Source organism: Kutzneria kofuensis (assembly GCF_014203355.1).
GTDB classification, from domain to species: Bacteria; Actinomycetota; Actinomycetes; order Mycobacteriales; family Pseudonocardiaceae; genus Kutzneria; species Kutzneria kofuensis.
The window spans coordinates 138,935-157,805 of sequence record NZ_JACHIR010000001.1 but is presented as its reverse complement, the minus strand read 5'-3'; the positions used below and the strand labels follow the sequence as shown (position 1 = coordinate 157,805).

Annotated in this window: 20 protein-coding genes; 8 read left to right on the top strand and 12 right to left on the bottom strand. The window is 71.1% G+C overall.

Annotated elements, in window-relative coordinates:
* Window positions 1–12 precede the first annotated feature (12 nt).
* Both BJ998_RS00760 and BJ998_RS00755 read right to left on the bottom strand, forming a co-directional pair.
* On the bottom strand, window positions 13–981 hold the full coding sequence (locus tag BJ998_RS00760) for a quinone oxidoreductase family protein (protein ID WP_184857518.1): 969 nt from the start codon (window positions 979–981) through the stop codon (window positions 13–15).
* A 34-nt stretch (window positions 982–1,015) separates the two neighbouring features.
* Entirely contained in the window at window positions 1,016–2,626 is a 1,611-nt protein-coding gene (locus tag BJ998_RS00755; RefSeq protein ID WP_312889861.1) for a DUF885 domain-containing protein, read from the bottom strand.
* Between the two features lie 42 nt (window positions 2,627–2,668).
* On the opposite strand from BJ998_RS00755, the gene BJ998_RS00750 reads away from it, so the two are divergent.
* Window positions 2,669–2,962, top strand: a complete 294-nt coding sequence (locus BJ998_RS00750; protein WP_184857516.1) for a hypothetical protein — start codon at window positions 2,669–2,671, stop codon at window positions 2,960–2,962.
* A 61-nt stretch (window positions 2,963–3,023) separates the two neighbouring features.
* On the opposite strand, the gene BJ998_RS00745 is transcribed toward BJ998_RS00750, so the two are convergent.
* From BJ998_RS00745 to BJ998_RS00735, 3 genes are read right to left on the bottom strand one after another with little or no spacing between them, the layout of a single operon-like run.
* Window positions 3,024–4,004: an alpha/beta hydrolase gene (locus BJ998_RS00745; protein ID WP_184857514.1), complete on the bottom strand. Its 981-nt coding sequence runs from the start codon at window positions 4,002–4,004 to the stop codon at window positions 3,024–3,026.
* Window positions 4,005–4,016: 12 nt separating this feature from the next.
* Window positions 4,017–5,105, bottom strand: coding sequence for a DUF1648 domain-containing protein (locus BJ998_RS00740; protein ID WP_184857513.1), 1,089 nt, complete (start codon window positions 5,103–5,105; stop codon window positions 4,017–4,019).
* Window positions 5,102–5,494: a GntR family transcriptional regulator gene (locus tag BJ998_RS00735; protein ID WP_184857511.1), complete on the bottom strand. Its 393-nt coding sequence runs from the start codon at window positions 5,492–5,494 to the stop codon at window positions 5,102–5,104. The genes BJ998_RS00740 and BJ998_RS00735 overlap by 4 nt, the downstream gene beginning before the upstream one ends.
* A 352-nt stretch (window positions 5,495–5,846) precedes the next feature.
* Here BJ998_RS00735 and BJ998_RS00730 point away from each other — a divergent pair, with 352 nt between their 5' ends.
* Entirely contained in the window at window positions 5,847–6,176 is a 330-nt protein-coding gene (locus tag BJ998_RS00730) for a hypothetical protein (RefSeq protein ID WP_184857509.1), read from the top strand.
* 86 nt (window positions 6,177–6,262) lie between these two features.
* On the top strand, window positions 6,263–7,192 hold the full coding sequence (locus tag BJ998_RS00725; protein WP_184857507.1) for a hypothetical protein: 930 nt from the start codon (window positions 6,263–6,265) through the stop codon (window positions 7,190–7,192).
* Here BJ998_RS00725 and BJ998_RS00720 read toward each other — a convergent pair.
* Both BJ998_RS00720 and BJ998_RS00715 read right to left on the bottom strand, forming a co-directional pair.
* A complete protein-coding gene (locus BJ998_RS00720; protein ID WP_184857505.1) occupies window positions 7,185–7,628 on the bottom strand; it encodes a GNAT family N-acetyltransferase in 444 nt (147 codons plus the stop codon). The genes BJ998_RS00725 and BJ998_RS00720 overlap by 8 nt on opposite strands.
* A 14-nt stretch (window positions 7,629–7,642) precedes the next feature.
* Window positions 7,643–8,362: a TetR/AcrR family transcriptional regulator gene (locus BJ998_RS00715; RefSeq protein WP_184857503.1), complete on the bottom strand. Its 720-nt coding sequence runs from the start codon at window positions 8,360–8,362 to the stop codon at window positions 7,643–7,645.
* Between the two features lie 68 nt (window positions 8,363–8,430).
* Between BJ998_RS00715 and BJ998_RS00710 the strand changes: the two genes are divergently transcribed.
* Window positions 8,431–9,924: an FAD-dependent monooxygenase gene (locus BJ998_RS00710; RefSeq protein ID WP_312889860.1), complete on the top strand. Its 1,494-nt coding sequence runs from the start codon at window positions 8,431–8,433 to the stop codon at window positions 9,922–9,924.
* Here the strand turns inward: BJ998_RS00710 and BJ998_RS00705 are convergent.
* The 3 genes from BJ998_RS00705 to BJ998_RS00695 form a co-directional block, all read right to left on the bottom strand.
* Window positions 9,908–10,423, bottom strand: a complete 516-nt coding sequence (locus tag BJ998_RS00705) for a pyridoxamine 5'-phosphate oxidase family protein (protein WP_184857501.1) — start codon at window positions 10,421–10,423, stop codon at window positions 9,908–9,910. The genes BJ998_RS00710 and BJ998_RS00705 overlap by 17 nt on opposite strands.
* A gap of 55 nt (window positions 10,424–10,478) precedes the next feature.
* Window positions 10,479–10,973, bottom strand: coding sequence for a hypothetical protein (locus BJ998_RS00700; protein WP_184857500.1), 495 nt, complete (start codon window positions 10,971–10,973; stop codon window positions 10,479–10,481).
* A gap of 86 nt (window positions 10,974–11,059) precedes the next feature.
* The gene (locus BJ998_RS00695; RefSeq protein WP_221337828.1) at window positions 11,060–11,485 is read right to left on the bottom strand and encodes a PaaI family thioesterase; all 426 of its coding nucleotides are present in this window, start codon (window positions 11,483–11,485) and stop codon (window positions 11,060–11,062) included.
* Between the two features lie 80 nt (window positions 11,486–11,565).
* On the opposite strand from BJ998_RS00695, the gene BJ998_RS00690 reads away from it, so the two are divergent.
* Both BJ998_RS00690 and BJ998_RS00685 read left to right on the top strand, forming a co-directional pair.
* Window positions 11,566–12,972, top strand: a complete 1,407-nt coding sequence (locus BJ998_RS00690) for a DHA2 family efflux MFS transporter permease subunit (protein ID WP_221337827.1) — start codon at window positions 11,566–11,568, stop codon at window positions 12,970–12,972.
* 60 nt (window positions 12,973–13,032) lie between these two features.
* Window positions 13,033–13,494, top strand: coding sequence for a GbsR/MarR family transcriptional regulator (locus tag BJ998_RS00685; protein ID WP_312889859.1), 462 nt, complete (start codon window positions 13,033–13,035; stop codon window positions 13,492–13,494).
* A gap of 67 nt (window positions 13,495–13,561) precedes the next feature.
* On the opposite strand, the gene BJ998_RS00680 is transcribed toward BJ998_RS00685, so the two are convergent.
* Window positions 13,562–14,533 (bottom strand): COX15/CtaA family protein, encoded by a 972-nt coding sequence (locus tag BJ998_RS00680; RefSeq protein ID WP_184857495.1) that lies wholly within the window; start codon window positions 14,531–14,533, stop codon window positions 13,562–13,564.
* A 176-nt stretch (window positions 14,534–14,709) separates the two neighbouring features.
* Between BJ998_RS00680 and BJ998_RS00675 the strand changes: the two genes are divergently transcribed.
* On the top strand, window positions 14,710–15,867 hold the full coding sequence (locus BJ998_RS00675; RefSeq protein WP_221337825.1) for a S53 family peptidase: 1,158 nt from the start codon (window positions 14,710–14,712) through the stop codon (window positions 15,865–15,867).
* A 137-nt stretch (window positions 15,868–16,004) separates the two neighbouring features.
* Window positions 16,005–17,174, top strand: coding sequence for a S53 family peptidase (locus BJ998_RS00670; RefSeq protein WP_312889858.1), 1,170 nt, complete (start codon window positions 16,005–16,007; stop codon window positions 17,172–17,174).
* 40 nt (window positions 17,175–17,214) lie between these two features.
* Here BJ998_RS00670 and murJ read toward each other — a convergent pair whose 3' ends face one another.
* Window positions 17,215–18,840, bottom strand: a complete 1,626-nt coding sequence (murJ, locus tag BJ998_RS00665; RefSeq protein ID WP_312889857.1) for a murein biosynthesis integral membrane protein MurJ — start codon at window positions 18,838–18,840, stop codon at window positions 17,215–17,217.
* Between the last annotated feature and the right edge of the window lie 31 nt (window positions 18,841–18,871).

The following is an 18,871-nucleotide window of genomic DNA, read 5'->3' as shown; positions in this document are numbered from 1 at the left end:
CTTCCGAACGACTCAGGGGATCAGCAGGAGCTTGCCGGTGGTGCGGCGGGCCTGGAGATCCTCGTGGGACTTGGCCGCGTCGGCGAGCGGGTAGCGGCCGCTGATGCGGATGGTGAGCTTGCCGGACTTGATGCCGGCGAAGACCTCGCCGGAACGCCAGTCCAGCTCCTCACGGGTGAGGACGTGGTGGCCGAGGGTGGGCCGGGTGACGAACAGCGAGCCGGCGGCGTTGAGGCGCTGCAGGTCGAACGGCGGCACGGGACCGCTGGCGGCGCCGTACAGGGCGAGGGTGCCGCGGATGCGCAGGCTCTCCAGGCTGGCGTCGAAGGTGTCCTTGCCGACGCCGTCGTAGACCACGGCCACGCCCTGCCCGTCGGTGAGCCGGCGGACCTCCGGCGCGATCTCGGTCTCGGTGTACCGGATGATCTCGTCGGCGCCGGCCTCGCGGGCCAACTTCTCCTTCTCGGCGGTGGACACGGTGCCGATGACCCGCCCGCCCAGCGCCTTGACCTGCTGGGTGAGCAGCAGCCCCATGCCGCCGGCGGCGGCGTGCACGAGAACGGTGTCGCCGGCCTGCACGGGATAGGTCGACCGGGTCAGGTAGTGCGCGGTCATGCCCTGCAGCATCGCGCCGGCGGCGACGTCCAACCCGACGCCGTCGGGCACGGCGACCGCGCCGGCCTCGGGCACCCGGGTCAGCTCGGCGTAGCTGCCGATCGCCGCGGCCCAGGCCACCCGGTCGCCGACCTTGAACCGGCTGACGCCGTCGCCGACGGCCACGACCTCGCCGGCGCCCTCCAGACCCGGCACGAACGGCGTCGGCATCGAGTAGGCGCCGGTCCGGTGATAGGTGTCGATGTAGTTCACGCCGGCGGCCGCGACCCGGACGAGCAGCTCGCCCGCGCCCGGCGTCGGATCGGCCGCCTCGGCCGCCTTGAGGACCTCGGGACCGCCGAAGCTCTCGACCACTACCGCCCGCATGTGACTGTCTCCTGTTCGCCGGAAAGACTCTCCGTCAGCGCCAACCAGCCTGCTCCCCGGGTTGTTCCAGCACCACTCGGCGGGCCAGCCCCAGCGGCAGCATGCCGGAGCCGGCGATCCGGTCGTGGAACGACTTGAGGCTGCCCAGCCCGCGGGCCACGAACTCGTCCCGGATGGCCTCGATCTCCATCGCCCCGGTCAGGTAGGACGGCGCCTGCGTCGGCCAGGCGCAGTACCGGTCGACCTCGCCCTTGGCGGTGCCGGCGGTCAGCGTGTACTTCGTGGTCATGAACTCCTCGGCCTGCTCGACGGTCATGTCGCCGCAGTGCAGCTCGGTGTCCACGATGATCCGCGCGGCCCGGAACAGCCGGAAGTCCAGGTGCGCCAGCTCCTGGCCGACGGTGGTGAAGTAGCCCTGCTGCCGCATCATGCGCTCGGTGTACAGGGCCCAGCCCTCGATGAAGTACGAGGTGCGGACCACCTTGCGCACCGGCCGCGGATTGCCGGCGAGCCAGGAGAGATGCCAGTGGTGGCCGGGGTACGCCTCGTGCACGGCGATGCTCGGCAGCACGGACCGCCCGTTGGTGCGCAGCCGCTGCTCCACCTGTTCGGGGGTGGCGTCGTCCGGCGTGTACGGCACGAAGTGGTGGCCGACCCGGGACGCGGTCATCGCGGGCGGGCCCATGTAGAACGGCACCACGTACAGCGGTCGCAGGAACGACGGCGACGGCACGACCCGGCACTCCTCGCCCTCGGCGAAGGTGACCAGGTCGTGGTCCTTGAGGAACTGCCGGGCCCGCTCCGTCTCGTCGGCGACGGTGGCGAGCAGCTCCTCCATCGACTCCGCGTGGTCGTCCTGCAACGCCCGCACCGCCGCCCGCCAGTCGCCGCCGGCCAGCGCGGTGGCCTCGGCGTCCAGCTCGGCGTAGGCGGCCTGGCCGCGGGTGTGCAGCTCGGATGCCCCGTAGCCGAGCATCTCGGCCTCCGTCAGCAGCGTCGAGTACAGCTTCTCGCCCATCCGCCAGTCGCCGGTCGCCCGGTTCGCGAAGTCCTCCAGGTACGCGGCGAGCTCGTCGGCGGCGTCCGCGGCCCGCTCGCCGGCTTCGACGACGCGAGCCCGGTCGGCCTCGTTCTCGACGGCCGCCGGCAGCACCTGCGTGAGGAAGCCGCGGGTCGTGCGCAGCTGGTTGAGGCCGCGGCGGACCAGCAGCGGCGAAGCCAGCTCCGGATCCAGGTTCGCGCGGCACGCCGCGTACACGCCGGGCAGGTCGGCCAGCCGGCTCAGCGCCGACCCGACCAGCTCCGGCTCGGGGCGCAACCGCAGCAGGAACGTCTGGAACAGGCCCTGCAGCGGGAAGCCCACGTACGGCGCGGGATCGCGGCGCCACACCGGCCAGTCCGCCATCGCCCGCTCGCGGCGCAGGTGGGACAGCACCAACTCGTGGTCGATGCGGTCGCTGAACCCGGTCGGCGGCGTCGCCTCGGTGAACTTGGCCAGCCACTCGGCGTGCGTCCGCTCCTTGGCCAGGAAGCCGGCCTCGGAGAAGTCGTCCAGCGTGCCCTCGTGCTCCGTCTGGCCGAGGAGCGTCGCGAGCATCGGGTGCGCGGACAGGTACCAGTCGAGGAAGGGGGTAACGAGCGTCACTGCGCCCAATGTAGTCGTGGGAACGCTCGTTAAGGTGGGGGAATGTCGGAGCAGACCAGGATTCCGGGCCGGGCGGTGTCCTCGGCCAAGGCCTTCGTCGCCGCGCACGGCCGGCCCACCCGGGCCGTGGTGGAGCGCATCGGCCGGGCCGGCGCGCGTGTCGTGCTGGTCGGCAACGACGGCGCCATGGGCGACATCGTGGTGCCGGACGTGGCGACCGGCGAGGCCGTGGTCGAGGCGGCCGGCGCGCACGCGGCGGAGTGGGACCGCGACACCGTCGCCGCCGCCAAGATCGGTCCCCGCCACCGCCGCCGCATGGCCGCCCCGAAGGTCTGACGAATCGGTTCGGAACGGACCATTCCTCAACTCCGAGTAGAGGAATGGTCCGTTCCGAACCTCAGTGTGAGGTCCAGGGGCGGGTCCACTGGCGCAGCGCGGCGAGCGCGGCCGGGGCCAGCGGCTGGTCGTCGACGGGGCTGCCGGCCGGGTGCAGGAAGTGGTCGATCCCGTCGAGGGTGGCCAGGTGCTCCCCACGCAATGCCCGCAGCAGCGGGGGAGTGGTGTCGCACGGCACGTTGGCGTCGGCGGTCCCGCACGTCACCAGGATCCTCGTGCCGGCCGGCACCTCGCGGGCGACGTCCGGCGGGTAGATGGCGTCGTCGGTACGCAGAAAGTCGCCCTGGGCCTGCAGAACCTGGAACAGCGACGCGATCGACGGCAGCATGCCGGCCGTGCTGACGGGCCGGCCGGCCCGGTAGTCGGAGATCCAGGCGGCGATCAGGTCCTTCTGGGCGGCGGCCTGATCCGGCGGCAGCGCGGCGTCGAGCTGCGCGCCGACCTGCATGGCGATCATGTCGAGGATCCGGCCGTCCTGCGGGGCCAGCAGCGCCAGCCCGGCCGGCCGCGGCCACACGGACGTGTCGACGAGCATGGCGTTCATGCCGCCCTCGCTGTGGCCGACCACGAGCATCGCGAACGGGTTCGTCTCGGGCTGCTCGCGCAGGGTCGCGTACGCGGCGTCGGCCTGGCGGATGAAAACGCTGTAGTCGGTGCCGGCCGGCGGCAGCGTGTGGCTGGGACCGCTGCCGTACTTGTCGAACCGGAACGTGATGATGCCGTCCTGCCCCAGGGCGTCGGCGAGCAGCGCCAGGGTGTCGGGGTGGATGCTGGCCTGGTTACCGTTCCGATCGGTCGGGCCGCTGCCGGGTAACAGCAGGGCGGCCGCGAGGCGGTCGCCGCGCCGGTGCGCGGGCACGTGCAGCGTGCCGTACGCGGTGACGCCGTCGGACTGGAACGTGATCTCCCGGTCCACGGCCGGAACGGCGTTGGCGGGCGTGACGGTCGCGGCGACCAGGGCCGCGACGACGAGGCTGTGCATGGGAATTCCCCCTCAGCGAAGAATCAGCGGCATGAGCAGGCCGAGTGCGAGGACCACGACGGTCAGGCCGGCGCAGGTGACCAGTGCGACACGGTTGCCGATGTTGACCGTCCACCCGAACCCGAAGCGGCGCTGCACGAACCAGGACGGATCGTTCGGATTGCGGTAGAGGACGCCGCCGATCCAGTTGCTGTCGTCGTCCCGATGGGACAGTCCGGTGTGCTCGTCGGGTTCGGGATCCCGGTTGCGTTGCACCACGATGATCACCAGCATCGCGATGCCGACGAGGACGGGCCCGAGGGTCAGCGGCAGCAGCACGCCAACCTGCGGGGCGCCGCTCCACATCGCCCAGTCGGTGGCGAGCAGCCCGAGGTCGAGCAGCGTGGCGAAGACGATGAATCCCCGGCCCAGGCGGGCGACGAACTCCCGGTGGGCCCGCACCGAGGCGGCCGGCCGCGAGGGATCGACGTCGGCGGGGCCGCGGAAGACCAGCACGCCGATCGCGCCCAGCACCAGCGTCAGCCCGGCCTGCAGGAACACGACCGTGAACACGCTGCCGACCGACTTCGGCGCGTACCGGTTGGCGTTGCCGGCGGCGTCGAAGTGCACCGGCATCGGGTCCGGCAGGTCGGGGTAGCGGATGATGCCGAGCACCGCGCTCACCGCGACGACGAGGATCGGCAGCAGCAGCCAGGCCCACGGGAACCGCGGCGGGTCGCTGCGCAGGGAGGTGTCCGCGGTGACGCCCTGCCGCTTGCCCGCGTACCAGTTCTGGTCCTGTTTGGCCGCGGTGATCGCGCGGTTGGCCCGGAAGTACAGCAGGTACCAGACGATGACCTGGGCCAGCACCGGCGCCGGCACCAGTGCCACGCCGGCCGTGAAGATCAGCCCGAGGCCCGCCGCCGCGATGATCACTCCCGAGATCAGCAGGGCCGTGCGGAACCGGGTGGTTTCCCGCTGCACCACAGGGTCGTCGACGCGGTCGTCGGGCACGCGGACGCCGAAGCGCACCGTCCGGGCCGACAGCGACGGCGTGAGCCAGGCCAGGTAGAGCAGCAGCGCCGTCAACACCAGATGCACCACAACACCGGTCGTGGTCACGATGACTCATCCCCTTGTTGGTTGTCGAAGCCCGCGAGCACGGCCCGGCACGTCGCCAGCACCTCGTCCGCGTGCACCCCCTTGGCCACCGCCTCCGCGAGCAGCGTGCGTGCCCGCGCGGTCCAGTCGGCCACGAACGCCTCGTCCGACGCCGTGGCGCCGACCACCGCGCCGGTCTTCCGGTTCAGTCGCACGAATCCCTGCTGCCTCAACAGGTCGTACGCCTTGTTCACCGTGTGGAAGTTGATGCCGAAGTCCGCCGCGAGCTGTCGGGTGGATGGCAGCGACTCCCCGTCCGGCAGCGTGCCGGCCGCGATGCCCTCCACGATGCGGTCCCGCAGCTGCTGGTAGATCGGCACGTCGCTGGACAGGTCGAGGCTGATGATCACGTGACCCCCCTCCTTGGTGAGCTGTTGTAGTAGTTATAGAACAAAGCAACCCGGCGGGGCAAGCCGGTGCGGCCGGACACCGGCGAGGCAAGCCGGTGGGGCCGGACACCGGCGGGGCAAGCCGGTGGGGCCGGACAGGCGTCCGGTCGGTTTCGTCGACGGGGACTGCCCGGTCCCACGGGTCGGCGAATCGGGCCGGGCGAGGGAACCCGTCGGGTACCGGTCGGGTACCGGGCACGGACAAGCTGACCGTTGTCGGCCGACATCGAGCCGTCGTCTTCACCGGATTTCACACGGGGTATTCGCCGCCACCAGAGGCAGGCGGATATGTGGACCATCGAAAGGTAAGGCCTTGAACATTCGCAAGAAGATCGCAGCGGCCGTCGTCACGGGGGCCATTCTCACCGGCGGTATCGCGCTGGCCGCGCCGGCGAACGCCGTCGACCAGGTCCAGTGCCCGTCGTCCGGAGTGAGCAACGGCATCGAGGTCTGGGGCACCAACGGCAAGTTCTGCTTCGCCGGCACCCCCGGCAGCGCCGGAGCCGCGATTCCCGGCTCCTACCAGGCCCATTCCGGCTGGAACCACGGCTACATCGACGGGCCGAACCGTGAAATCTATCCCGGCGACTGGCTGACCCTCAACAAGGGCTACACGTGGGCCGTCGAAATCTACAACGGCTGATCAACGCGGGGGTGGCGGACGGCAAGCACCTGGCCTCCGCCACCCCGGCGCCGTCCCGAGCCGCCCTTGTGCCGAAGGTCCATGAGATGACGTTGAAGAACACCGCGAAAGCTCTGACGCTGTTCGGCGTCTTGATTGCCGGCGCGGGATGCGGCAGCGGCGAGCCCGCCGCCCAGCAACCAGTGCCGCTGCTGGGCCCGATTTCCACGGTCACGCGCGTCGACCAGCTCGACCGCCCGATCGACCGCTTCGAGGTCACCTATCCGCAAGTGGCGAAGCTGCTCGCGGCCACTGATGCCGCGACCGCCTGGTGCATGAAGGGCTTCGGCTTGGCCGCTCCCCCATCGGATCCCGACGCCCTCTCGGATTCGGTGCGACAGTTGAGGATGCGATCCGAGATATACGGGTTCTACGATCCCGCCGATGTGAGCGCGAAGGGCTACGACGCGGTGGTCGGCGTCGATCCCGGATCCGGCGACGCCGGCCTCCCGGAGATCGCCCAAAGTGTGCTGAACGGCCGTGACAAGTCCGGACAGCCCGTGCTCGCCCACAACGGCAAGGCGGTCCCACCCGGCGGGTGCCGGAAGCTGGCCCAGGACGCCGTCGGAGGACGCCCTCCGTTCCCGGGCAGCGCGTCGGACCTTCCCGACTCCGGCCCGCGGATCCCGTTGACCGACCCCAGGCTCGTCGACGTCAACAGCCGGTGGAGCAGCTGCATGAAGACGAAGGGGTTCGTCTACGCGACTCCGGCGGACGCCTACATCGATCCGAAATGGCGGCCCCGCTCGCCATCGGCCCAGCCGACGCACAGCCCGGACGAGATCGCGACCGCAGTCGCCGACATGGACTGCAAGCAGGCCACGAACCTCATGGGTGTCGTCCTCGCGGTCGAGACCGCCTACGACCGGCAGTACATCGCCTCGCACACGGCACAGTTGACGCAGTACCGGAACCAGATCGACGCCCAGGTGGCCCGGGCGGACCGGATCATCGCGGCCGGCGGAGCGGTCACCTGACCGAGCGTCGGTAGCCGTACGTGACGAGTCCCTCCCGGTGCACGGCCACCTTGTCGTACAGCGCGCGAGCCGGGGCGTCCTCCAGGGTGTTCCAGTACAGGCCGGGGAACCCGTGGTCCTTGGCGTCCCGGGCAATCCACTCGATCACCGCCGTCGCGATGCCCTGCCGCCGGAGCTCCGGCAGCACGAACAGGTCGGCCAGATAACACTTTCCGACGTACCAGATGCTGGCGTGGAACAGGTAGTTCGCGACGCCGACGGCCTTGCCGTCGAGCCGGGCGAGGACGGCGCGCACCGGGTCGGCGTCGAGCACGCGGCGCCAGGCTCGGTCGTAGCTGTCGTCGGGATGGTCGGCATCGAAGTGCGCGTGATGGCCGCGGGACAGCGTTTCCCAGTCGACGCGGTCGGATTCGGTGACGAGGTCGATCTTCAGCACCACACCATCCTGCCCTAGCGGCGGCCCAGGCCGTCGATCATCAAGCCGAGGGTGAAGTCGAACCGGTCGTGGCCCTCGCCGGCGGTGAGCTCGGCGGCGTGCCGGGTGGTGTGGGGGAAGGTTTCCGTTGGCAGGGCGGCGAATCGGCGCAGCAGTTCGTCGCGGTCGAGCACCCAGGCGACGTCGTCGTCGGCCGCTCGCTGGCGTGCGATCGACGCCTCCAGGCAGTAGGCGGCCACGTACAGCAGGAGCGCGTCGATGGCCCACGCGGCGGCCTGCGGCGCGACGCCGCCGGCGAGCAGGATCGCCAGCATTCCCTCGTTGACCCGCACGATCTCCAGGTCGGTGGGGACCATGGCGAGCGCGGCGCGGGAGATCCCCGGGTACTTGAGGTACTGGTCGCGCATCTGGACGCACACGCCACGGATCTGCTCCCGCCAGGCCGCGGGATCGGGCTCGGGCAGCACGAGCTCGGCGCACAGCCGCCCGATCAGCAGCTCGTCGAGGTCCGCCTTGTTGACGACGTGGGCGTAGAGCGAGGCGGGTCCGGTGTCGAGCTCGCCGGCCAGCCGGCGCATGGTCAGCGCCTCGTAGCCCTCGGTGGCGACGACGCCCAGCGCGGTGTCGACGACCTGCTCGACCGTGAACACGGTCTTGCGCCGGCGCCTGGGAACGATCGTGACGTCGGGATTCGGCAGCTGGTGGCGGGTCGCGCGTCGCTCTCTCGGGTCCACGCGACCACTCTAGCTTGACACGAACGACGTTCGTAACTAGAACGGTGTTCGTGTTAATCGAAACGGACGTGACCGTGGTCGGAGCCGGGCCGGTGGGGCTCGTGCTCGCCGCGGAGCTGGCGCTCGCCGGCGCGACGGTGCAGGTGCTGGAGCGGCTGACCGAGCCGGCGGCGGCGATGAAGGCGATGGGTATCAACGTGCCGACGGCCGAGGCGCTCGACCGCCGCGGCCTGCTGCCCGCCGCCGAACAGGTGCAGCGGGAGACGCTGGAACGGATGGGGTCGTTCGGTCGCCCGGGGGATTCGCGGTTCACCGGGCATTTCGCGGGGATGGTCCTCGACGCCGACCTCGTGGACTGGGCCGATCCCGACCTCGCCGCGCATGACGCGGTCGCCGGGGCGCGGATGGTGCCGCAGCGTGAGCTGGAGGCGCTGCTGGCCGACCACGTCGCGCGGCTCGGCGTGCCGGTGCACCGTGGGGTCGAGGTCACCGCGCTCGACGACACCGGCGACGGCGTGCTCGTCGGCACCACTGCCGGCGCGGTGCGCACCGGGTGGCTGGTCGGCTGCGACGGCGGGCACAGCGCCGTGCGCCGGCTCGCCGGCATCGAGTTTCCCGGCACCGACCCCGAATTCACCGGATACCTGGCGGTCGCCGACATCGCCGACCCGGAGAAGCTCGCGGACGGATGGACGTGGACGCCCCAGGGGGCGTACCGCTACGGGCCGCAGCCCGGGCGGGTGGTCACCGTGGAGTTCGACGGCGGTCCCGCCGACCGCTCCGCGCCGGTCACCCTGGCGGAGTTGCAGGCCAGCCTGCGCCGGATCTCCGGCATCGACGTCACCCTGACCGCGCTGCGCGGCACCGCGACCCGGTGGTCCGACAACGCCCGCCAGGCCGCCACCTACCGGTCGGGGCGGGTGCTACTGGCCGGCGACGCCGCGCACGTGCACTCGCCGTTCGGCGGCCAGGGGCTCAACCTCGGCGTCGGCGACGCGATGAACCTGGGGTGGAAGCTCGGCGCCGTGGTCGCCGGCTGGGCGCCCGAGGGGCTGCTCGACACCTACGACGCCGAGCGTCGTCCCCTCGGCGCCTGGGTTCTGGACTGGACGCGGGCCCAGGTCGGGGTGCTGCGCGGCGACGCCAAGTCCGCCGCGCTCCGGCAGGTCGTCGCCGACCTGCTGAGCACCCGGGACGGCACCACCTACGCCGTCAAGCAGCTCTCCGGCGTCACCCAGCGCATCGACCTGCCCGGCGGCCATCCCCTGGTCGGCCGGCACGTCCCCGACCTGTGGCTGGCCGACGGCTCCCGGCTGGCCGACCACGGTCACGCCGGCGGATTCCTCCTGCTCGACCGCACCCCGGACCGCGCCTTCACCCGCCTCGCCGCGCCCTGGACCGGGCGGGTCACCAGCGTGCCCGACGACTTCGCGACGCCGGCCGGCGTGTTGGTACGCCCGGACGGCGTGGTCGCCTGGGCGTCCGACAGCAGCGACGCCGACGGCCTCGAAGCCGCCCTGCAGCACTGGGCCGGCGTCGTCGCCGTCAGGATCGGGAGGTGATGCCGGAGGCGTACACCGTCATCCAGCGTGGCTGCAGCCGGTAGTAGAAGACGTCGTTGTCCCAGTCGAAGGCGTCTGCGCCGTAGCAGTCCTTGACGTACGCGAGCAGCTCCGGCCAGCCCGCGGCCGGCGTGCCGCCGTGAGGGTTGAGGACCTCCACGGTGCCGTGCGTGAACACGCCGAGATCCTCGCCGCGCATGTGCGCGACGCTGGCGGCGGGCCGGGCGGCGAGGTGACGGGCCTTGGCGGCGGTGCGTGCCGTGCCGAAGTGCCACCGGCCATGGAGGAAGTGCCCGTCCACGCCGCTGACCCGTGGCTCGCCCTTTGCCGTCACGGTGGACAACGCGAGGGTGCACATGCCGGTGAGGGCCTGCGTGAGCTGTTCTGCGGTGAGGGTGCGCTCGGTGGTGATGATGGAGCGGAGGTGAGAGGTGGAGCGGGCGAGCGAGGCGTCGAGGAGGGCTTGAAGCTCGGCCAGCTCTTCCGGTGTTTCGCGCATGGGACCACGCTCGCCCCGAACCCTGACATCTCGTGTCATGGTTCCGGCGCGAAGATCAGCAGCTGATCGCGAGGGCCGTGCTGGTGACCGCGATGCGGTTGGTGCTCTCGCTCGGCGCGTTGATCGCGGCGTTCGCGGTGACGCTCCTCGCGTCGGGCTTGGCCGCGCACACCTGGGCCCGGGACGCGAACGTGCCGTAGCAGGCGGCGCCGTAGCCGGAGGACAGTCCGGTGTCGGGGCAGCTGTCGCCGCGGATCTGCTTCGACGGGCTGGGCAGCGCCCACATGTTGATCACTGCGGAGTGCAGCTGTATGCCGGTGGTGCCCATGTTCTCCAGGACCATGACGGCCTGGAAGCCGGGGACGCCGGCCTGGGTGCGTGCGATCAGGCAGGACTCCACCTGGAGGTCCTCGACGATGTTGTAGTGGCAGGGCAGGGTCGAGGTGTCCGGGGGCGACGTCCAGGCGTGCACGGCGGCCGAGGCCGACGGAGCCTGGGCCAGCACCAGCAGACCGGCCAGCACGCTCGCGCCGATCGTCTTCTTGATCATCGGTTCCCCTCGTCGTCGGCGGCGGTCGGGGGCTACGGTGCTGGATCGGCCTTGTGGATTCCTTGCGAGTTTCCGCAATGCGCAGGTCAGCGTTCGGGCCTGGCGGCGACCTGGATGAGGGTCTGCTGGCCGGCGGCGACCAGCGTCCGCTGCTCGCCCTGGACGGCGAAGACGTCCAGGCGACACACGGTGAGCGTGCGGCCGGGTTTGAGCACCGTGCCGACGGCCTCCAGGTGTTCTCCGACGGCCGGCGCGAGCAGGTTGATCTTGAACTCCACGGTGAGCACCGAGGTGCCCTCGGGAAACAGGGTGTACGCCGCGTAACCGCCGGCGCTGTCGGCGATGGCACTGGTGGCGCCGGCGTGGAAGTAGCCGTGCTGTTGGGTCACCTCGGGGCGGGCCGGCAGCAGGATGTGCACCACACCAGGGCCGACATGACCCAGGCGCGCGCCGAGATGGGCCATCAGCCCCTGGCGGTCGAAGCTGGCCCGGACGCGTTCCTGCTCACTCACTGTGCCCACTCCTTCGGCTGGTCCGCGGACGCTGTCCCGGTGCGTAAGGTGCCAGACGAGGGATGGTCGGAGGGGGAGCGGTGCCGCAGCTGAGTCAGAAGATCGTCGTGCCCGTGGTCTACGTCGCCGCGGTGTTCATGTCGATCCTGGACAGCACGGTCGTCAACGTGACGCTGCCGGTGATCGCCCGGCGGTTCGACGTGCAGCCGGAGCAGGGCCACGCCGTGGTCATCGGCTATCTGCTCAGCCTGGCCGTCTTCATGCCGGCGTCGGGCTGGCTGGCCGACCGGTTCGGCGTGAAGCGCGTGTTCCTCACGGCGTTGGCTCTGTTCGTGGTGGCGTCCGGGCTGTGCGGGCTGGCGCGGAGCCTGCCGGAGCTGGTGGGCTTCCGGATCGTGCAGGGCGCGGGCGGCGGACTGGTGGTGCCGGTGGGCATGGCGATGGTGCTGCGCGCGTTCCCGCCGATCGAGCGGCCGAGGGCCACCCGGCTGATGAACCTCGCCACGATCATCGCCCCGGCGTCCGGCCCGGTGCTCGGCGGTCTGCTCACCGTCCAGCTGTCCTGGCGGTACGTGTTCCTGGTCAACGTCCCGATCGGGGTGCTGGCGTTCCTGTTCGGGCTGCTGTTCCTGACACAGAAGTCGGACGCCGTGGTGCGGCGCTTCGACGTGACGGGATTCCTGTTGTCGGGCTGCGGTTTCGGCGCGGCCGTGTACGCGCTGAGCGAGGGCCCGGACCGCGGATGGACGCAGCCGGACGTGATCGCCACCGGCGTGCTGGGCTTCGGGTTGCTGATCGCGCTCGTACGAGTGGAGCTGCGTGCCGCCGGGCCGCTGCTGAACCTGCGGCTGCTGGGCAACCGGCCGTTCCGCACCAATTCCTCGCTGACGGTCCTGACCTCGGCGTCGTTTCTCGGCATTCTCTATCTGATGCCGCAGTTCCTGCAGACGGTCCGAGGTTTCGACCCGCTGGAGTCGGGCCTGACGACGTTTCCCGAGGCGGTCGGCGTCGTGATCACCCTGCAGATCATCGCCCGGGTCTATCCGCGGATCGGCCCGCGCCGGCTGCAGCTGACCGGCCTCGTCGCCTTGGCCGTGATCGTCGGCTGCATGGCGCTGATCGGCCTCGACACGCCGCGCTGGCAGATCGTGGTGCTGATGTTCCTGTCCGGCGTGAGCATGGGGTTTGTCTTCATGCCGACGCAGACCGCCGCGTTCGCCAGCATGCCGGCCGAGGAGCTGGGGCAGGCGTCCGCGTTGTACAACGTCGGCCGGCAGCTCGGATCCGCCGCCGGGGTGGCGGGGCTGAGCACCGTCGTCGCCGCACTCGGCTCCGACGGCGACGGTCCCGGCCTGGTCGCCTACCGTGCCGGCTTCTTCACCGCTGCCACCGTCGCCCTGCTCGCGGCGGCCGTCGCCTTGACCACGCGGGACGCCGACGCCGCCCCCACCATGAAGCCGCGTGAGCGTGTCGCCGACCGCGGTTAGCTTTCACCTCCTACACTGGGACTTCAGTGTCGATTGAAGTTGATCGGTGAGGTGGGTGTCGTGGCGACGCAGAGCCAGCTGTCGGCGTGGATCGAACGGATGGCGGCGCACTTCGTGCCGGAGGGCATTCCGCTCATCGGCGGCCGGATCCTGGCCTACCTGCTGGTGTGCGACCCGGTCGAGCGCACCGCCGCCGAGCTGTCCGAGGAGCTGGAGGCCAGCAGCGGCTCCATCAGCACCAACGTCCGCCTGCTGATGAACCTCGGCGTCGTCACCAAGACCACCCGGCGGGGGCGGCAGGCCGCCGAGTACAAGCTCAACGAGCAGGGCTGGAACGACATGATCGACCGCCGGCTGCGGGCCCTGGCCGGCACCCGCGAGCTCACCGCCGCCGGCCTGCGCCTGCTCAGCGGCGACCCGCAGCGGGCCCAGCGCCTGCGCAACATCGACGAGATGTACGGCTGGCTGGCCGACGAGCTGCCGGCCGTCTGGCAACGCCGCCCCGCCCCGCCGAAGAACTAGCACCCCGGCGAGTCCCGCTCAGCGTCACACCGAATGCCTGAAACGGATTCACGCATTCGGTGTGACGCTAGGCGTGACTCGCGAGTTCTCGGGTGGGGGTCGTGAGCTGTTCGGGCTGCCGAGGCTCCGGGCCGCGGTCGCGGCTGGCGGTCCACAGGGAGGCGCCGGCGATGAGCACCAGGGTGGCGCCGAGCACGTGGACCAGCACCAACACGTCGGGAACGCCGGTCCAGTACTGCACCAACCCGATCAGCGCCTGCGCCAGGACCACGCCGACCAGCGTCCAGTAGCGGCGCCACTGCACGGCCGTCGCGTCCTTGATCCGCATGCCGAAGCCCAAGGCGAACAGCGAGCCGATCAGCAGGAACACGAGGTCGGCGTGCAGCTGGGCCAGCGTCGACACGGGAACGTCGAGCCGAGGAGTGCGGATGTCGCCGGCGTGCGGGCCGGCGGCGGTGACGAGGGTGCCGGCGATGAGGATCACGCCGACGGAAATGGCCTGGGCGAGCTGGAGCGCCAGCAGCGGGCGGGGGAGCAGCGGCCGGGCGGGCTCGTCGCCCTCGCCGACGGCGCGGAACAGCAGCACGGCCAACCAGATCAACGGCATGGACGCCAGGAAGTGCGGGGCGACGCTCCACCACTGCAGTCCGGTGAGGACGGTGATGCCGCCGATCACGGCCTGTGCCACGACACCCAGCGGCATCATGAGTGCGAGCACGATGACCCGGCGGCGACGGGGCCGGGCGAACAGCGCCATCAGCACGCACAGCGCGGACACCACGCCGAGGCCGCCGCCGAGCAGGCGGTTGCCGAACTCGATCCACTGGTGCACCTGCCCGCCGACGGGGTCGGCCACGGGCACGAGACTGCCCGGCTGGCACTGCGGCCACGTGGTGCAGCCCAGCCCGGACTCGGTGACCCGCACGACCGCCCCGGTGACGGCGATGCCGGCCTGTCCGACGACCGCGGCCCCGGCGATGAGGCGCTGCACGGCGCGGCTGGGGGACGGGACGCGGGACAGCAGCGAGGGGGTTGACACGACTCGATGGTAGGACCGGCGGCCGGGCTGCCCGGCACCGGCCCGTTTGTCCGGATGCAGGGGTCGGGTCATCGGACCGAGGGTTTTCCCGCGTTGGCTGTCCGGAATCGCGTGGTTACGTTCGGGAGGCGCCCCGAAGGGGCGCTGACACCCCCACTCCCTGCGTGGAGGTCCCTGTGAAAATCACGTCCCTGCTCGCTGCCGCCGCGATGGCGGCGACGGCCTTGGCGATGTCCGGCACGGCGATGGCGCAGACCGGCGTCACGACGGTCCACTCCTGTGCGACGAAACCGGCGCCCGGCTACGCGGCCTGTACGGCGCTGCGCCGCACCGACTCGGCGGCGAGGTCGTTCTCGCCGGCGGCCCCGTCCGGCCTGTCCCCGGCCAACCTGCAGTCGGCGTACAAGCTGCCGACCGCGGGCGGTTCCGGCCAGACGGTCGCGATCGTCGACGCCTATGACGACCCGAACGCCGAGAAGGACCTGGCGACCTACCGGTCCACCTACGGCCTGCCGGCCTGCACCACGGCCAACGGCTGCTTCAAGAAGGTGAACCAGACCGGCGGCACCAGTTACCCGACCGGCGACACCGGCTGGAGCGAGGAGATCTCGCTGGACATCGACATGGTGTCGGCGGTCTGCCCCAGCTGCCACATCCTGTTGGTGGAGGCCACTTCCCCGTCGTACGCCAACCTCGGCACGGCGGTGAACACGGCGGTCCGCCTCGGCGCGACCGCGGTCTCCAACAGCTACGGCGGCGGCGAGTCCTCCGCCGAGACCAGCTACGACAGCTACTACAACCACCCCGGCGTGGCGATCACGGTCAGCTCCGGTGACTCCGGTTACGGCGTGGAGTACCCGGCGGCCTCCCGCTACGTCACGGCGGTCGGCGGCACCAGCCTGAGGACCAGCTCCACCACCCGGGGCTGGACGGAAACCGCTTGGAACGGCGCGGGTTCCGGCTGCTCGGCGTACGAGGCGAAGCCCAGCTGGCAGCACGACACCAGCTGCACCCGCCGCACGGTCGCGGACGTGTCCGCGGTCGCCGACCCGGCCACGGGTGTCGCCGTCTACGACACCTACGGCGAGTCGGGCTGGCTGGTCTTCGGCGGCACCAGCGTCGCGTCGCCGATCGTCGCCGCGGTGTACGCCCTGGCCGGCAACTTCAGCGGCACGAGCGTGCCGGCGTCGCTGGCGTACTCGCACACCTCGTCGCTGTTCGACGTGACGAGCGGCTCCAACGGTAGCTGCGGCGGCACCTACCTGTGCACCGCGAAGACGGGCTACGACGGGCCCACGGGTCTCGGTAGCCCGAACGGAACAGGGGCCTTCTGACGGACGACGCCGGGCGGGGTCATCCCGCCCGGCGTTTTGTCCGTTCCAAGGGTAGGGTCCCGCATTCTGCCTATTGGCGCACAGTGACCGGTTGCCTACCGTCGGGGAGCTTCGTCCCGCTCCCTGTGGAGGTATCGGTGACCAAGATCCCCCTGAGAATCCTTGCCGTCGTCGCGCTGTGGGCCGGCGTGACGGCGCTCGGCGGCACGACAACGGCACAGGCCCAGACCATCACCACCGCTCGGTCCTGCGCCGAGCAGCCCGCACCCGGCTTCGCGGCGTGCAAAGCCTTGGTACGCACCGATTCCGGCGCCCGCACGTTCTCCCCGGCGGCTCCGTCCGGCCTGAGCCCGGCGAACCTGCGCGCCGCCTACAAGCTGCCCACGACCGGCGGCGCCGGCCTGACGGTGGCGATCGTCGACGCCTATGACGATCCGAACGCCGAGAAGGACCTGGCGACCTACCGGTCCACCTTCGGCCTGCCGGCCTGCACCACGGCCAACGGCTGCTTCAAGAAGGTGAACCAGAGCGGCGCCGCGAGCCCGCTGCCGGCGGGCAACACCGGCTGGGCGGAGGAGATCTCGCTGGACATCGACATGGTGTCGGCGGTCTGCCCCAGCTGCCACATCCTGTTGGTGGAGGCCACTTCCGCGTCCATCGCCAACCTCGGGACCGCGGTGAACACGGCCGTGCGGCTCGGCGCGGTCGCCGTCTCGAACAGCTACGGCGGCGCGGAGTTCTCCACCGAGGCGTCGGCCGACACGTACTACAACCACCCAGGCGTGGCGATCACCGTGAGCTCCGGTGACTCCGGTTACGGCGTGGAGTATCCGGCCGCGTCCCGCTACGTCACGGCCGTCGGCGGCACCAGCCTGCGCACCGCGTCCACGGCGCGTGGTTGGAGCGAAACCGTGTGGAGCGGCGCGGGTTCCGGCTGTTCGCGGTACGAGACCAAGCCGAGCTGGCAGCACGACACCGGCTGCACCCGGCGCACAGTCGCCGACGTCTCCGCGGTGGCCGACCCGGCGACCGGCGTCGCCGTCTACGACACCTACGGCGTCGGCGGCTGGCTGGTGTTCGGCGGCACCAGCGTCTCGTCGCCGATCGTCGCCGGCGTGTACGCGCTCGCCGGCCGCCCGGCGGCGGGCAGCGTCCCGGCGTCGCTGGCGTACTCGCACACCGGATCGCTGTTCGACGTGACCAGCGGCTCCAACGGCAGCTGCAGCGGCAGCTACCTGTGCACCGCGAAGGCCAGCTACGACGGCCCGACCGGCCTGGGCACGCCGAACGGCCTCGGCGCGTTCTGACCCGACGCGTGCGCTCCCCGGTCGGGGAGCGCACGTGTTCTCAGCGCCGGACGAAGGAACCGATCTTGTCCAGGGCCGGCCGCAGCTCGTGCACCCGCAGCAGCGCCATCATGCCGAACGCCGCCAGCAGGCCCAGGATCCCGCCCACCACAAGGGAAAGCCACGCGCCGAGGGCCCCGTGCACGCCGCCCGGCACGTACGAGCGGACGCCGAGCTCGACCACCAGCGCCACCGCCGCGCCCCACACGGCGGCAACCGCGACCTTCACGTACGTGCGGACCACGCGCCTGCTACCCAGCCGCCCGAACCGCTTGCGCAGCAACAGTTCCCCGACGATCGTGCCGAGCGTGAAGCTGATCGCGTCGGAGAAGGTGAGGCCGAACACGACCTGGTTGGCCGGCAGCACCGCCGCCGCCAGCAGGCACACCGGCACCTTCAACGCGATCATCACCGCGTTGATCAGGGTCGGCGTGCGGGCGTCCTTCATCGCGTAGAACACGCGCATCTGCAGCATGGTCAGCGCGTACGGCAGCAGCCCGAACGACGAGGCGGTGATCGCCAGCCCGAGCCGGGGGGCGTCCGCGCCGCCCTTGCCGAACACGGTGATGGCCACCGCGAGGGCCGGCCCCAGCACGGTCATGAGGGCGCTGATCGGGGCCAGCATCACCGCCGACATCCGGCTGCCCAGCGACAGGTCGTCCAGCAGTGCCGGGATGTTCTTGGTGGCGGCGGCCTTGCTCATCCTCGGCATGATCGCCGTCAGCAGCGACACGCCCAGCACCCCGTACGGCATCTGCACCAGCAGCCACGAGTACGTGTAGATGGAGATGCCGCCGGCGGCGCCGTTGGTGGCGACCCGGGTGATCGTGATGTAGCCGATCTGGCTGACCACCACGTAGCCGACGACCCACAGCGCCAGCCCGCCGAACTCGCCCAGCCGCCGGTCCCAGCCCCAGTGCCAGCGCGGCCGGTAGCCGCTGCGCAGCAGCGGCGGGATGAGCACCAGCGCCTGGATCACGATGCCGAGCGTGGTGCCGAGGCCGAGCAGCAGCAGCTTGAAGTCGGTGATGCGGACCGGGTCGGTGGAGATGTCGCCCGGCAGCACGAAGTACGCCGCGATGGTGGCCAGCAGCACCACGTTGTTCAGCACCGGCGCCCACGCCGGCGCCGCGAACACGTTGCGGGTGTTGAGGATCGCGCCCAGCATCGCGAACATGCCGTAGAACAGGATCTCCGGCAGCAGCAGGTACGCGAACGCGGTCACCAGCGCCGGATTGGCGTTGCCGCTGCTGCTGTCCACGAACAGCTTGGTCAGCAGCGGCGCGGCGGCGACCGCGAGCGCGGTCATGCCGAGCAGCATGGTGAGGCTGACGGTGAGCAGCCGGTGCGTGTACTCCTCGCCGCCGTCGGCGTCCTCGTGCCGTGCCCGCACCAGCAGCGGCACCACCACGCTGGTGAGCACGCCGCCGAGCAGCAGCTCGTAGATGATGTTCGGCACGGTGTTGGCCACCGTGTACGAATCGTTGATCGCCTTGGCGCTGAAGCCGATGACGGCGGCGAGCAGCAGCTTCGACACGAAGCCGGTGATGCGGCTGACCAGGGTGGCCACGGCCATCGAGCCGCTGGCTCGGGCCAGTGACGGTTCTTCGTCTTGTTGTTGGTCCACAGTAGTCGTGCTCAAGTCGGGGAGGGCCCTC